Raw genomic sequence first — 14344 nt, 5'->3', positions numbered from 1 at the left:
GGGCGAGCCCCCTCGCCACAGGTGTCGGCCTGCCGGCGCGACACTATGTCACGCCTCCCCGTCGGTCCAATGGTCGTATCCGCCCCTCCGACACCGGCACAGTTTGTTAACATCCCCGCGATTTTTTCGTCTGTACAGTCATCACGCTGTCATTTCAGCCTGTTCAACAGGATGCTTTTTTCATGAGTACTTTGTATACCCGCCGGACTGTCCTGCAAGGCATGGGCCTGTTGAGCCTGGGCCTGCTCGCCGGTTGCGACGACAGCAGCACGCTGTCGTTCAACTACGGCAAGGACCTCAGCGACAAGATCATGGGGCGTAACTTCAAGCTCAAGAACCCTGAAGGCGAAACCAGGATGCTGGGCAGCTATCGCGGCCTGATGCCGATGGTATTCTTCGGTTTCACCCAGTGCCCGGCCGTGTGCCCGACCACCCTGGCCCGCGCCGCGCAGGCCAAGAAGCTGATGGGGCGCGATGGCGAAAGGCTGCAGGTTATCTTCATCACCCTGGACCCTGAACGCGACACGCCAGAGTTGCTGGACCAGTACGTCAAGGCGTTCGACCCGAGTTTCGAAGCCCTGTACGGCACGCTTGAAGAAACCGCCGCCACCGCCAAGGAATTCGGCGTGTTCTTTGAGAAGGTCCCGAGCGGCGATACCTATACCCTCTCCCATACCGCGACCAGTTTTGTCTTCGACTCCCGGGGCAATCTGCGCCTGGGGCTGTCCGCGTCCCTGACGGCCAAAGAGTGCGCAGAAGACCTGCTCACCGTGATGGAGGTTTGCTGAAATGAATGCCCCGCAAGCTAAAAAACGCTTCGTGCAAAGTTGCAAGCAACTGGCACTGGGCTTGTCCCTGGTCGGCCTGGCCTTTCAGGTATCGGCACAAACCCGGGTCGACGACGCCTGGGTCCGCGCCACCGTGGCCGACCAGCCGTCGAGCGGCGCCTTCATGACCGTCACCGCCAGCAGCGACAGCAAGTTGCTGAGCGTGCAAACGCCGGTTGCCAAGCTAGTGCAGATTCATGAAATGAGCATGAAAGACGACGTGATGAAAATGCAGCAGGTGCCGTCCGTTGCGCTGCCAGCCGGCAAGCCGGTGAGCTTCGATCCCAACGGCTATCACATCATGCTGATGAATCTCACAGGTCAGATCAAGGAAGGCGACAAGGTGCCACTGACCCTGACCGTGGAAGACGCCAAGGGCGAGAAAGAGTCGATTCAGATTGAAGCCGTTGCCAAGGCGATTAACACCATGGATCACAGCAAGATGATGCATGATCACAGCAAGATGAATTGATTGCTCCGTCAGTTAAAACACAGAGCCTGTGGGAGCGAGCTCGCTCGCGATGAGGCAGGAACATTCGACATCGATGTCGCCTGACACTCCGCCATCGCGAGCAAGCTCGCTCCCACAGTTTGATCTTCAGTGAATACGAGTCCTTTTCACGTCAACTCAAACAAGCTTGAGCACCACGTTGATGTTGTTGCGCGTGGCTTTCGAGTACGGGCAATACTGGTGCCCGGTGTCGACGATTTTTTGTGCGGTTTCACGGTCCAGCCCCGGCAGGCTGACATTGAGCCGCGCCTGCAGCAGATAGCCGTCTTCATTGGTGCCCAAATCAACCTCGGCATCGACGGCCACATCCTTGGGCAACGCCACTTTCATTTCCCTGGCTGCAACTTGCATGGCGCCGATGAAACAGGCGGACCACCCGGCAGCGAACAGTTGCTCCGGATTGGTTCCGCCGCCACCCGCGCCCGGGGACGACAGCTTCACATCGAGGATACCGTCGGAGCTGCGGGACGCGCCGTCACGCCCGCCGGTGGTGTGGGTTTGGGCGGTGTACAACACTTTATCGATCTGGCTCATGATGACCTCCTGATTGAGTTGTAAAAAACCGGTTTTCACCCCATCGGGTCGCTGGGATGGTCAATCAATATAGTCGTCGCAGCCCCACCTCGCGGTCGATCCGACCAGCGCCCCCTCTACTTTATTTACGCGCCAACTTGTACCTGACGCAGTCCTCATAAAAGCTCTGGCGTACAGCAGTCGGTTTGAATCGCGACGGACTGTCATAAGTTTGCTCTGTAATGCCAAGTGCCATCATGCGCATCCAGGATTTTGCAAACTTGTAGACCTGGATTTTTTGGCGTGCGGCGTACAGAGAAACGCCTGAAAGCTTGAGCTCCTGTGCCCTTGCGGCGGTTCCCGCCCCCCAACTGCACATGTATTGATCCTGGGTGGCCAGTTCTTTGGCTTGAGCCGAATGGGCTACACCCGCGATAACTAACGGCATTAACGCGATCCATGTCTTGCGCATCTTGACCTATTTAACTGGCTGAAAATGAACTAATTTTGCTGAGGATTTTTAAACTTGGGGGCCAGCATCGTGCCTTTTTTGCAAATTAGTGCGAAAACGAGATGTGTGACGTTATTTCTTGCGAGTTTTCAATCCTTTGCTATAGCTAAGACTCTCAATCGCCAACTAAGTGAGGCAACGGAATGTCAGTCGCAAAGAAAATGAGTGTGGGGCAACTGACAATGTTGACCGCGGTCAACATGTTGGGCTCAGGCATTGTGCTGCTACCGACGAAACTCGCGGAAGTCGGTGCAATTTCGATCCTCTCCTGGCTGATAACGGCCACCGGCTCCCTCGCTCTGGCGTACGCCTTTGCGCGATGCGGGATGCTCAGCCGCAAGACCGGCGGCATGGGCGGTTATGCCGAATACACCTTCGGTAAAGCAGGTAACTACATCACCAACTACACCTACGGCCTCTCGCTGTTGATAGCCAACGTGGCGATCAGTATTACAGCGGTCGGTTATATCCAGGTGTTGTTCGGGATAGAACTCGACTCACTGCAAGTAGGCCTGGCCACTATTGCCCTGTTGTGGATCACCACCTTCGCCAACTTTGGCGGCGCCAGCATTACCGGCCGTATCGGCGCGGTGACGGTCTGGGGTGTGATTGCACCGGTGGTGCTGGTCTCAACGGTGGGCTGGTTCTGGTTCGACAGCAGCGTATACGCCGCTGGCTGGAACCCCCACGACAAAGGCTGGTTCGAAGCGGCAGGCGCCTCGGTGGCAATTACCCTGTGGGCCTTCCTTGGCCTTGAATCGGCTTGCGCCAACACCGACGCGGTGGAAAACCCTGAGCGCAACGTACCGATTGCCGTGCTGGGCGGCACCCTGGGTGCAGCGGTGATCTACATCGTCTCCACCAACGTCATCTTCGGTATCGTCGGCAACGAAGAACTGGCCGCGTCCACTGCGCCGTTCGGCCTGGTGTTCGCCAAGATGTTCACCCCGATGGTCGGCGACATCGTGATGGCGGCCATGGTGCTCGCCTGCATCGGTTCGCTGCTGGGTTGGCAGTTCACCATCGCCCAAGTGTACAAAAGCTCGGCGGACACCGGTTACTTCCTGCCGATCTTTGCCAAGGGCAACAAAGCGGGAACGCCGATTGTCGGCATGCTGGTGCTGCTGGCGGCACAGACCGCGCTGGCCCTGCTCACCATCAGCCCCGACTTGAGCAAGCAGTTCGACACCCTGGTCAACCTCGCGGTGGTCACTAACCTTGTGCCGTACATCCTGTCCATGGCCGCGCTGATGACCATGCAGAAAGTCTCCAACGTGCCGGAAGGCAAGGCACTGGCGACCAACGTCATCGCCCTGATCGCGGCGGCCTACAGCTACCTGGCGCTGTACAGCTCCGGTGAACAGGCGCTGATGCTGGGCGGCGTGGCCACGATCGTTGGTTACACCCTGTTCGGCTTCGTCAACAACCGCCTGATCCGCCTCGAAGCGCTCAACAACAGCGTACCGACACAAACCGTCAGCGCGCAGCACCTCACTGCCGAGCCAGTGCCGGTCAACAACCTGAATTAACTCTGGAGGATCAATCATGACGGAATATAAACACTCGCTGGGCATGCTGGCGCTACTGGTCAGCAGTCCGCCGGACAAGCGAACGGTGTTTGGCCGCGCCCTGGATCAACTGGTCCACGACGTAGAGGGACGTGGCGTCAGCGTACTGGCCTCGGAAAGCCTCACCGATGCCGCCTCGATCCTGCGCTCGGACCCTGCCATTCAATGCGTGCTCATCCGGTGGGAAATGGACACCAGCGAAGGCCACGCCGACTGCACCAAATTGCTGGTCAAGCTGCGCGAGCGCAACACGCGAGTGCCGGTGTTCCTGATCAGCGACCGCACCACCGCGTCGAGCATTCCGTTGCTGGTCATGCAACACGCCGACGACTTCATCTGGCTGCCCGAGGACACCTCCCGGTTCCTCAGCGGGCGCATCCTGGCGGCCATCGAACGCTATCGTCAGGCCGCCCTGCCGCCGATGTTCGGCGCGCTGGTGAAGTTTGCCCGCAACTATGAATACTCGTGGCACACCCCAGGCCATGCCGGCGGCACGGCTTTCCTGAAGAGCACCGCAGGCCGGGCCTTCTACGAGTTCTTCGGGGAGAACCTGCTGCGTTCCGACCTGTCGATCTCGGTTGGCGAACTCGGTTCGCTGCTCGATCACAGTGGCCCTATCGGCCAGGGTGAACGCTATGCCGCCAAGGTCTTCGGCGCCCACCGCACGTATTACGTGACCAACGGCTCGTCGATGTCCAACCGCGTCATCCTCATGGCCAGCGTCACGCGCAACCAGATCGCCCTGTGCGACCGCAATTGCCACAAGTCCGCCGAGCACGCGATGACCCTGTCCGGGGCGATTCCGACCTACCTGGTGCCGACCCGCAACCGCTACGGCATCATCGGCCCGATCCTGCCGCAGACCCTGAGCGCCGAAGGCGTGAAAGCCGCCATCGCCAACAACCCGCTGGTCAAGCAAGGCATCGACCCGACGCCAGTGCACGCCATTGTCACCAACTCCACCTACGACGGCCTGACCTACAACGTCACCCGCGTCGAAGAACTGCTGGGCGAAAGCGTGGACCGTCTGCACTTCGACGAAGCCTGGTACGGTTATGCGCGCTTCAACCCGCTGTACAGCGGACGCCATGCCATGCACGGCAACCCGGCCGATCACGACAAATCCAAGCCGACCGTGTTCGCCACCCAGTCGACCCACAAATTGCTGGCTGCCCTGTCCCAGGCCTCGATGATCCACGTGCGTGACGGGCGTAACCCGATCGAACATGCGCGTTTCAACGAGTCGTACATGATGCACGCCTCGACCTCGCCAAATTACGCGATCATGGCTTCCTGCGACGTCAGCTCGGCGATGATGGAAGCACCGAGCGGGCAGATCCTCACCAACGAGTCGATTGAAGAAGCCATCAGCTTCCGCCAGGTTCTCTCGCGCATGCACAACGAGATGGTGGGCAAGAACGACTGGTTCTTCACCTGCTGGCAGCCGCCGACCGTACAGGTTGGCGCAGCGGCCGTGCCGTTCCATGAGGTCGACCCGGCTACGCTGAAAACCGATCCGAACTGCTGGGTCCTGCACCCGAACGCGGTATGGCACGGTTTCGGCGACATCGAAGACGGCTACTGCATGCTCGACCCGATCAAGGTCTCGGTGCTCAGCCCGGGCATGGGCGACGACGGCAGCCTGCTCGCCTCCGGTATCCCCGCTTGTGTGGTCACGGCGTACTTGGGCCGTCAGGGTATCGTGGTCGAGAAAACCACCGATTTCACCATCCTGTTCCTGTTCTCCATCGGCATCACCAAAGGCAAGTGGGGCACGCTGCTCAACGCCCTGCTCGACTTCAAGCGTGACTACGACGACAACGCCGAGCTCGAGCTGTGCCTGCCCGACCTGTACAACGCCAACCAGCATCGCTATGCCGGCATGGGCCTGAAGGATCTGGCCGACGAAATCTTCGCCGCCATGAAGAAACACAAGACCACCGCCAACATGTCCCAGGCCTTCGGCACCCTGCCAAAAGCCGAGTTCAGCCCGGTGGAGGCCTACGAAAAACTGGTGCGTAACGACATCGAGCTGGTGACGCTCAACGAGGCCGCCGGACGCCTTGCCGCGACCGGTATCGTGCCGTATCCACCAGGCATCCCGCTGCTCATGCCGGGTGAGAACGCAGGGCCTGCGGACGGTCCGTTGCTGGCGTATCTCAAGGCACTGGAAGCCTTCGACAAATCCTTCCCCGGCTTCACCCATGACACCCACGGGATCGAAGTCGAAGATGGCGTTTACAGGATGCTGGTACTGAAATAAGTTAAACAGGTTCACCGCAACCCCTGTGGGAGCGAGCTTGCTCGCGATGGAGTGTCAGCTACGTTGATGTCGACTGACACACCTTCGCGAGCAAGCTCGCTCCTACATTGCATTGCAAAACCCCCGAAATCCCTATGGGCAAACTCGATCACAGCGCTCTATGATTGATCCCCATGACCACCACCGCTGCGATCCGCTCACCCTGCCCGCCCGGCGCCTGCGACTGCGGGCGTGACCCGTTGCTGGAAACACCAGGGGCGGACCTGCGCATTCTGTTTCTGACCCGCAACGAAGAAAAACGCCTGATCGAACGCCTGGAGAACCTGCAGAGCCTGAGCGATCTGGAGCACCTGCAACGGCGCATGCTCGAACAGTTGGGCATCCGCGTGGACATCGCTCCCGGTTTCAACGAAGTGCGCACCATGCGCGGCATCGGCATCCAGATTGGCGAACTGCCGGGGCTGTGCCGCAAGACCCGCGCCAACATCCCCGCCGCCATTCGCCGGGCCATGGAAAAGCGCCCGGAGATCGCCTACGAACTGCTCAATGCCAACGACCTGTTGCGTGACGCCTGATGAAGCTTCTTCTCGAACTCCCCCTCACCGACGAGATTCTCACCTCGTTCGCCCTGGCCATCGGGGCCGACCTGCAGGGCTACCGCAACCACATTTACCGGGTGCTGAATTTCCATGGAGCCCTCAGTGGTGCCGATGGCCTGCCCCCGGCCGCCGTCCAAATCGCGGCGGCGTTTCATGACCTGGGCATCTGGACCGATGACACCCTCGACTACCTGCCGCCGTCCATTGCCCTGGCCACCGAGTACCTCGACAACCAGCAACGAGCAGAACTGAAGGATGAAGTCAGCGCATTGATACTTGAGCATCACAAACTGCGCCGGTATCGCGGCGCCTACGCTGCCAGCGTCGAACCCTTCCGCCAGGCCGATCTGGTGGATGTGTCCCTAGGCCTGGTGCGTTTCGGCCTGCCCCGCAGCTTCATCAAAACCGTGCAGGCGACCTTTCCCGATCACGGCTTTCACTCGATGCTGATGAAGCTTTCAGCCCGTCAATTCATTCGCTCGCCGCTGCGCCCGCTGCCCATGTTTCGCTGGTGAAACACGCATCCGTTACCCCCTCGAACAGGCACCTGAACAAGATCAGCGGTCGTACATGAATCACGAGGCGCTGCTATGCCTTCCATGGGAGATTTTGCCGCAAGCCAGCCAGGATGGAACTGCAAACCCAAGCGCGGCCACGGCCCCGGCGCCAGCCAGGTGCGCGCATAAAAACCGGTGCCAATCCGTAACAGGAGGTAGCCGATGTTATTCATCGTCAGTTGGACAATCAGCCCGGACAACCGTGATGCCGCAATCGCACGTTTCCTCAAGACCGGTGGCGCACCGCCCGAAGGCGTCACCATGCACGGACGCTGGCACGCCGTAGGGAGCTCGGCCGGCTTCGGCATTGCCGAGGCGAGTGATCTGGTGCCGATTCAAAAATGGGTGCTGGAGTGGAACGACCTGATGAGCATGGACGTGCATGCCGCATTGACCGATGAGCAAATTGCACCATTGCTGGCTGCCACTGCCGACCGGTAATGGCGATTGAGGCGGCGAGTAGCGCTCGCCGCCTCAATTTAGCGGGTGTTTTTGAGCGAACACTCTTTCGGCGCAATGCTCCTGAATCAGTGCTTTCTGACTATCCATTACTGGATATTTCGCAATTCAAACCTACGCTCTTCGCGGGGGTTACGAAATTCAACGACGGTTGGGGGCTCGTCTCGATGTACTCACGCGAGTGCGCAGGAGCTCGAAATGAATCGGACAACCTTATCCACGCTGTTTGCGGCCCCCCTATTGCTGTCTGTGATGGCGTTTCCCGGCCTGACCCTGGCCGCCGACAAAGCTCCCAACATCCTGGTGATCATGGGCGACGATGTGGGCTGGTCGAATATCGGCGTCTACAACCAAGGCATGATGGCCGGCAGAACCCCCAACCTTGATCAGCTAGCGAACGAAGGCATGCGTTTCACTGACTATTACGCCGAGGCCAGTTGCACCGCCGGGCGCGCCAACTTCATTACCGGCGAACTGCCGATTCGGACAGGCATGACCACCGTCGGCCAGGCCGGCTCGCCCGTGGGTATTCCCGCCGAAGCCGTCACCATCGCGACCGCACTCAAGGCCATGGGTTATGCCACCGGCCAGTTCGGCAAGAACCACTTGGGCGACCTGAACCAGTTCCTGCCCACCGTCCATGGTTTCGATGAGTTCTTCGGCTACCTCTATCACCTCGACGCCATGGAAGATCCCGCACACCCCAATTATCCGAAGGAGCTGCTAGACAGCGTCGGCCCACGCAACATGGTCCACAGCTGGGCCTCCACCACTGATGACACGACCGTGATGCCGCGCTGGGGCAAGGTCGGCAAGCAGAAAATCGAAGACGCCGGAACGCTCTATCCGGAGCGGATGAAAACCGTCGACGAGGAGATTCGCGACAAGGCCTTCTCGTTCATCGACAAGGCCAAGCAGGACAACAAACCGTTCTTCGTCTGGCTCAACCCGACCCGCATGCACATCGTCACGCACCTGTCCGACAAGTACGAGGCCATGCGCAACTCGCAGAATGGCTGGTCGGAACAGGAAGCCGGTATGGCGCAGCTCGATGACATTGTGGGCGACGTCCTGGCGAAGCTGAAAAAAGACGGCATGGACGACAACACCATCGTGATTTTCACCACCGACAATGGTGCGGAAAACTTCACCTGGCCCGATGGCGGCACGACTCCGTTCGCCATGGGCAAAGGCACGGTCATGGAGGGTGGCTTCCGGGTACCGGCAATCATTCGCTGGCCAGGCAAGGTGCCGGCCAACCAGATTGCCAACGGCATCATGTCCGGCATGGACTGGTTCCCGACCCTGGTCGCGGCGGCAGGTAACCCGAACATCACGGCGGAACTGCTCAAAGGCAAACAATTGGGCGACACCACCTACAAAGTTCACCTGGACGGCTATGATCAAACGCCAATGATCACCGGAAAAGGTCCGTCGAACCGGCATGAAGTTTTCTACTTCGGAGAGAGCTCCTTGGGTGCGGTGCGCATAGACGACTACAAATATCGCTTCATTGACCAACCGGGTGGCTGGATGGGGGCTAAAGTTGCTGTGGATGTGCCGATCCTGACCAATCTTCGACTCGACCCGTTCGAGCGCATGGGCTGGCCGGAAAATCAGGCCGCGCAGGGTTCGCAACAATACTTCGACTGGTTCAAATTCCAGTTCTGGCGCTTCGTGTTCGTCCAGCAGCAGGTGGCCAAACTGGCAGAAACAGCGATCGAGTTCCCACCAATGCAAAAAGGCGCGAGTTTCAACCTCGACTCGGTTAAAGCCAAGATCGCCGCGGCTCGGGCAGAGATGGCCAAGTAACAGCCGAATCCACGGGTGGCGAGTTCAGTCCACCCGTATTCGAAATGGACAATTGCTGAGGGATTTCCATGCCGACGAAAACAGCTACCCTGCCCGCCTCTGCGCTACTTGCCCTGTGCTGCCAGCAAGCCTGGGCCGGCGGCATCATGCTCTATGAAATCGGCACCGATAACGCCGGCCTGGCCAACGCCGGTGCCGCCGCCCGTGCCCAAGGCCCCTCGACCATCGCCAGCAACCCCGCGGGCATGAGCTATCTGCCAGGCACGCAAATCACCGCCGGCTTGCAGGTTCTGTACGGCGACCTGAGCTTCGACCGCGACTCCGGCACCAACACCCCGGGCAGCGGCAGTGGCAACGCCCTCGATCCGATTCCCGGTGGCAGCTTCTTCGTCAGCCATGAACTCGACGAGCACTGGAGCGTCGGTTTCGGCCAGTACGGCGACTTCGGGCTGGCGGTCAATTACGACAACGACTGGTCGGGCCGCTATTTCGCGCAGAACTCCAGCCTGCTCGGCCTGTCGCTGGTACCGAGCGTGGCTTATCGCTTCAATGAGCAGTGGTCGGTCGGCTTGGGCATCAAGGCCATGTACGGCATGTTAAAGGCAGACACCGCCATCGACCGCTCCCCTTTCGGCTTCACTGACCGCTCTGACGGCCAATACAAGTACCGGGACAACACCTGGGGCTATGGCGCCAACGTGGGCGTGATCTACGCCCCGCAACCCGGCACGCGCATCGGCCTGACCTACACCAGCCAGGTCGATCTGGACTTCAAGGACCGGCTGGACGTCAAGGGCGACGGCCGCCTGCTCGAGCGCGTCAACAACACCGATACCGAACTGGACATGAAGGTGCCGCAAACCGTCACCCTGAGCCTTTTCCAGCAACTGGACCGGCAATGGGCGTTGCTCGCCTCGGCCAACTGGCAGGACTGGTCCGAGTTCGGCGACATCGCCGTAGAGGTCGACACCACGGCGTTTGGAGCGCAATCGACAACAGTCGACGCCGGCTTCAAGGACACCTGGCACCTCTCCCTTGGCGCGCAATACCAGGCCACCGAGCAATGGTTGTGGAACGTCGGTGTGGCCTACGACAGCAGCGCCGTCTCGGACAGCAACCGCAGCGTGGTCGTGCCGATGAATGAATCCTGGCGCATTGCGACAGGAGCCACCTATGCTCTGAACGAGAACACCGATGTCAACGTCAGTTGGGCCATGGTCTGGCTCGGCGACATGCCGGTGGACCAGGCGAAGGCCGTATCGGGCAATCGAATCTCCGGTCAATTCGACAATGCCTGGATTCAGGCTATAAACGGAAACATGACCTGGCGATTCTGATGTCTTGTAAACGAAAGAATGACGATTTAAACCAAGGAGTAAACACCACTATGAATCTGTCCCGAAAACTGCTCGTCGGCGCTACGCTGGCCAGTCTGTTGCTAGGCGGCTGCACCTCGAAAGTGACTGAGAAGGAGCAATATTCAGGCTTCCTGTCCAACTACAACAACCTGCAGGAAGTCGAAACGCCGAGCGGCGGCACCGCGATGCGTTGGGTCAGCCCTGCGTGGAACCCGAATGCCTATGACACCGTGGTGTTCAACAAACTGGAGCTCTACCCGGCCCCCAAACCCGATGAGCGTGTCAACCAGCAGACACTGACCGACATTCAGAACTACATGACCAGCAAGGCCAAGGCTACGCTGGGCCAGAAATACCGCGTAGTGACCAACACCTCTTCCGCACCGGCGGGTTCGCGCCCCCTGATCATGCGCGCGGCGATTACCGGGGTGAACGCCGAGAACGAAGGCATGAAGTGGTATGAAGTGGTGCCCATCGCGGCCGTAGTCGGGGCAACCCAGGCAGCCACCGGTCACCGTGACCAGGAAACCACCCTGTTCATCGAAGCCGAGTTCGTCGACGCCAAGAGCAACCAGACCGTAGCCAAAGTGGTGCGCAAGGTGTTCGGCACCGAACTGAAAAACGAAAGCCAGAAGATTACCGCCAAGGACTTCAAGGCGGCGATCGACAAACTGGGTACCGACTTCCAGGCATTCCTCAAGTAAGAACAGGTTGCTCGCGTAGGAGCTGCCGCGGGCTGCGATCCTTTGATCTTCAGGTTATTGAAACCATGCAAAGGTCGCAGCCTTCAGCAGCTCCCATCGGCACAGTTCACTTCTTCATCCCCACCCGCCGGCGCATCTCGGCAGTGATCGCTTGCCGGGTTTTGGGCATGTCCGCCCAAGGCTCATCCCCGACTTCGGCCAGACGTTCATGCACGTTGTGCAGATTCCATTGATTGGCGCCCTTGAGTTCGGCCACCTCTTCGCGCCAGATCGGCATCGACACCGGCAACCCCTCGCGGGTACGTACGGCGTAGGCGCAAATGGTGGTCGCCCCCAGACCGTTGCGCAGGTAATCGATGAAAATCCGTCCGACCCGGTTCTTCGGTCCCGACACCGCGGAAAAACGCTCGGGTAACAGCCTGGCCATGTGACTGACAATGGCATGGCTGAAATCCTTGACCTCATCCCAACCGAGCTTGCGGGTCAACGGCACCACCACGTGAATTCCCTTGCCGCCGCTGGTTTTCAGAAACGCCTTGAGCCCCAGTTCATCCAGCACCGACAGCGTCAGCTGCGTGGCCTCGACCATGCGTTTCCATGGCAGCGCCGGGTCTGGGTCAAGGTCGAGGATAAAACGATCCGGCTTGTCGAGTTTGTCAGACGTCGCAATCCAGGTATGCAGTTCCACGGCATTCATCTGCACCGCGCCAACCAGCGCCTCGACGTTGTTGATGAGCATCATCGGCTGGCCGGTAAGCTGTTTGTCCAGCAGGGTGATGCCGGGGATCGACAGGTGCTCGGCATTCTTCTGGAAAAACAGCTCACCAGCGATACCGTCCGGCGCACGCACCAGCGCCACCGGACGATCCTTGAGTTCGGGCAGGATCCACTCGGCGACGCTGGCGTAGTACTGCGCCAGTTGCAGTTTGGTGGTGCCGCTGCCGGGGTCGATCATCCGGTCCGGGTGGGTGATGCGTACCTTGCCCTCCTCCAGACCGAGTTGTGAGGGGGCGGGTGCGGTTTTCTTTCCCGTGGCAGCGGGCTTCGCCGTGCCAGCCTTTTCCGCAGTGGAGGTTTTCACGGTTTTCGCGCGCTCCTCGGTGATGGCTCGTGCCGGTTTGTCATTGCGCAGGCCATGAAACACGGCATGGCGCACCGAACCGTCCCTGGTCATTTCAGCGAAGGCCACTTCCGCCAGCAGCCGGGGTTTGAGCCAGTGCACGTCCCTGGCCTGCGAACCGCCGGGTGGATTGACCACCGGCGGCTTTTTCACCTGCAAGGGCTTGAGCTGATCATGGAGGCTGCGCAGGGTCGCCTCGTTGAACCCGGTGCCGACTTTGCCGGCATAACGCAACTGGCCTCCATCGTGATCATGCAGCCCCAGCAGCAACGCCCCGAAGGCATGGCGCGAGCCTTTCGGATCGGTGAAACCGACGATGACGAATTCCTGTCGATGCTGGCATTTGAGCTTGATCCAATCGCTGCTGCGCCGGGATACATAGGGCGACCCCTGGCGCTTGCCGATCAACCCTTCCATGTGCATCTGACAGGCGCTGTCGAGCAAGGCGCGGGGCTCCTCGCCAAACGACTTGGAGAAACGCAGCAACGGCTCCTCACTGGTATTGAGCACCGTCGCCAGCGCAGCTCGACGCTCTTCGACCGGCACCTCGCGCAGGTCCATGCCATTGAGGTACGGCAGGTCGAACAGGTAGTAGAGAATGTCGTCGCTGCGATCCGCTTCGAAGGCGTTTTGCAGCGCCTGAAAGTCAGGGACACCCTGTCCGTCCATCACCACCATTTCACCGTCGAGCCACGCCGATTCCAGGCCCAGCGCGGTCAGGGCCATGGCCTGCCCTGGCAGTTTGTGGGTCCAGTCGTGACCATTGCGAGTGATGAGCTTCACCTCGCCATGATCGATGCGGGCCATGATCCGGTAGCCGTCGAATTTGATTTCGTAGCGCCACGGTCCGTCGGGGATTTTTTCCACCAGCGTCGCCAACTCCGGCTTTAGCAGGTCCGGCAGCCTGGCTTTGCGCGCGCCGGTCAGTGGCGATGATTTTCCCGGGCGTGAAAGTTTGGCGGCGGGCTTGGTGGTCGCCGAAAAATCACGCACGCGGTTGTAGTCATCGAGGTTGCGGGGCATGGCTCACCTGCTTCGCGCCCGGACGTTGAATGCAAACGTCTCCTAACCAAGCAGAGCCAGCGAACGGAGCAATAATTCAATCGGCGTTGAAAAGGCCCGGACGGACGGGCTTGTGGCGCGGGGTACAGCTGGTGTTCCGGCAGGTTGACCGAGTCATCGTTCTTCGCGAGCAAGCTCGCTCCCACAGTGATTTTCAGCGCACACGGAATCTGCGCTCGACGGCGATCAAAATGTGGGAGCGAGCCTGCTCGCGATGGCGGTGTGTCAGGCTCCAGGGATGTTGACTGGGTCGACCGCATCGCGAGCAAGCTCGCTCCCACAGTGATTTTCAGCGCACACGGAATCTGCGCTCGACGGCGATCAAAATGTGGGAGCGAGCCTGCTCGCGATGGCGGTGTGTCAGGCTCCTGGGATGTTGACTGGGTCGACCGCATCGCGAGCGAGCTCGCTCCCACAGTGATTTTCAGCGCACACGGAATCTGCGCTCGACGGCGATCAAAATGTGGGAGCGAGCCTGCT

13 protein-coding genes are annotated in these 14344 nt (G+C 59.9%); 10 read left to right on the top strand and 3 right to left on the bottom strand.

The features are described 5' to 3' along the window. Positions 1-182: 182 nt before the first annotated feature. Together AC1RS8_RS12500 and AC1RS8_RS12495 are read left to right on the top strand one after the other, a co-directional pair. Positions 183-788: an SCO family protein gene (locus AC1RS8_RS12500; protein WP_493162736.1), complete on the top strand. Its 606-nt coding sequence runs from the start codon at positions 183-185 to the stop codon at positions 786-788. A gap of 1 nt (position 789) precedes the next feature. Continuing rightward, complete coding sequence (locus AC1RS8_RS12495) at positions 790-1299, top strand: copper chaperone PCu(A)C (RefSeq protein ID WP_489340361.1); 510 nt, start codon at positions 790-792, stop codon at positions 1297-1299. Positions 1300-1455: 156 nt separating this feature from the next. Here AC1RS8_RS12495 and AC1RS8_RS12490 read toward each other — a convergent pair whose 3' ends face one another. Continuing rightward, positions 1456-1872: an organic hydroperoxide resistance protein gene (locus AC1RS8_RS12490; protein WP_489340360.1), complete on the bottom strand. Its 417-nt coding sequence runs from the start codon at positions 1870-1872 to the stop codon at positions 1456-1458. A gap of 121 nt (positions 1873-1993) precedes the next feature. Then, positions 1994-2323, bottom strand: a complete 330-nt coding sequence (locus AC1RS8_RS12485; protein WP_090454782.1) for a hypothetical protein — start codon at positions 2321-2323, stop codon at positions 1994-1996. 182 nt (positions 2324-2505) lie between these two features. Here AC1RS8_RS12485 and potE point away from each other — a divergent pair, with 182 nt between their 5' ends. The 8 genes from potE to AC1RS8_RS12445 all read left to right on the top strand — a co-directional run bounded on the left by potE (position 2506) and on the right by AC1RS8_RS12445 (position 11682). Continuing rightward, the gene (gene potE / locus AC1RS8_RS12480) at positions 2506-3891 is read left to right on the top strand and encodes a putrescine-ornithine antiporter (RefSeq protein WP_057715429.1); all 1386 of its coding nucleotides are present in this window, start codon (positions 2506-2508) and stop codon (positions 3889-3891) included. 16 nt (positions 3892-3907) lie between these two features. Continuing rightward, complete coding sequence (locus AC1RS8_RS12475) at positions 3908-6193, top strand: Orn/Lys/Arg family decarboxylase (RefSeq protein WP_057715430.1); 2286 nt, start codon at positions 3908-3910, stop codon at positions 6191-6193. A gap of 173 nt (positions 6194-6366) precedes the next feature. Next, positions 6367-6768, top strand: coding sequence for a hypothetical protein (locus AC1RS8_RS12470; RefSeq protein ID WP_008050481.1), 402 nt, complete (start codon positions 6367-6369; stop codon positions 6766-6768). Continuing rightward, the gene (locus AC1RS8_RS12465; RefSeq protein WP_057715431.1) at positions 6768-7307 is read left to right on the top strand and encodes a hypothetical protein; all 540 of its coding nucleotides are present in this window, start codon (positions 6768-6770) and stop codon (positions 7305-7307) included. Before AC1RS8_RS12470 ends, AC1RS8_RS12465 begins: the two co-directional genes overlap by 1 nt. A gap of 204 nt (positions 7308-7511) precedes the next feature. After that, complete coding sequence (locus AC1RS8_RS12460; RefSeq protein ID WP_057715432.1) at positions 7512-7790, top strand: DUF3303 domain-containing protein; 279 nt, start codon at positions 7512-7514, stop codon at positions 7788-7790. Between the two features lie 216 nt (positions 7791-8006). After that, on the top strand, positions 8007-9620 hold the full coding sequence (locus AC1RS8_RS12455) for an arylsulfatase (protein ID WP_057715433.1): 1614 nt from the start codon (positions 8007-8009) through the stop codon (positions 9618-9620). Positions 9621-9688: 68 nt separating this feature from the next. After that, positions 9689-10957: an OmpP1/FadL family transporter gene (locus AC1RS8_RS12450; protein ID WP_489340359.1), complete on the top strand. Its 1269-nt coding sequence runs from the start codon at positions 9689-9691 to the stop codon at positions 10955-10957. A gap of 50 nt (positions 10958-11007) precedes the next feature. After that, complete coding sequence (locus AC1RS8_RS12445) at positions 11008-11682, top strand: DUF3313 domain-containing protein (protein WP_057715435.1); 675 nt, start codon at positions 11008-11010, stop codon at positions 11680-11682. 106 nt (positions 11683-11788) lie between these two features. Here AC1RS8_RS12445 and ligD read toward each other — a convergent pair whose 3' ends face one another. Continuing rightward, on the bottom strand, positions 11789-13825 hold the full coding sequence (gene ligD / locus AC1RS8_RS12440; protein WP_489340358.1) for a DNA ligase D: 2037 nt from the start codon (positions 13823-13825) through the stop codon (positions 11789-11791). Positions 13826-14344 lie beyond the last annotated feature (519 nt).

The organism is Pseudomonas sp. GW821-FHT12A04, from assembly GCF_058807755.1.
The sequence above is the reverse complement of the archived record's forward strand: the minus strand, read 5'-3'. Positions and strand labels throughout refer to the sequence as shown.

Excerpts from the sequence above, each read along its gene's own strand:
- AC1RS8_RS12500 (WP_493162736.1), top strand. The coding sequence starts at position 183 with ATGAGTACTTTGTATACCCGCCGGACTGTCCTGCAAGGCATGGGCCTG.
- AC1RS8_RS12445 (WP_057715435.1), top strand. The coding sequence starts at position 11,008 with ATGAATCTGTCCCGAAAACTGCTCGTCGGCGCTACGCTGGCCAGTCTG.
- AC1RS8_RS12460 (WP_057715432.1), top strand. The coding sequence starts at position 7,512 with ATGTTATTCATCGTCAGTTGGACAATCAGCCCGGACAACCGTGATGCC.
- AC1RS8_RS12475 (WP_057715430.1), top strand. The coding sequence starts at position 3,908 with ATGACGGAATATAAACACTCGCTGGGCATGCTGGCGCTACTGGTCAGC.
- AC1RS8_RS12450 (WP_489340359.1), top strand. The coding sequence starts at position 9,689 with ATGCCGACGAAAACAGCTACCCTGCCCGCCTCTGCGCTACTTGCCCTG.
- potE (WP_057715429.1), top strand. The coding sequence starts at position 2,506 with ATGTCAGTCGCAAAGAAAATGAGTGTGGGGCAACTGACAATGTTGACC.
- ligD (WP_489340358.1), bottom strand. The coding sequence starts at position 13,825 with ATGCCCCGCAACCTCGATGACTACAACCGCGTGCGTGATTTTTCGGCG.
- AC1RS8_RS12490 (WP_489340360.1), bottom strand. The coding sequence starts at position 1,872 with ATGAGCCAGATCGATAAAGTGTTGTACACCGCCCAAACCCACACCACC.
- AC1RS8_RS12465 (WP_057715431.1), top strand. The coding sequence starts at position 6,768 with ATGAAGCTTCTTCTCGAACTCCCCCTCACCGACGAGATTCTCACCTCG.
- AC1RS8_RS12455 (WP_057715433.1), top strand. The coding sequence starts at position 8,007 with ATGAATCGGACAACCTTATCCACGCTGTTTGCGGCCCCCCTATTGCTG.
- AC1RS8_RS12485 (WP_090454782.1), bottom strand. The coding sequence starts at position 2,323 with ATGCGCAAGACATGGATCGCGTTAATGCCGTTAGTTATCGCGGGTGTA.
- AC1RS8_RS12495 (WP_489340361.1), top strand. The coding sequence starts at position 790 with ATGAATGCCCCGCAAGCTAAAAAACGCTTCGTGCAAAGTTGCAAGCAA.
- AC1RS8_RS12470 (WP_008050481.1), top strand. The coding sequence starts at position 6,367 with ATGACCACCACCGCTGCGATCCGCTCACCCTGCCCGCCCGGCGCCTGC.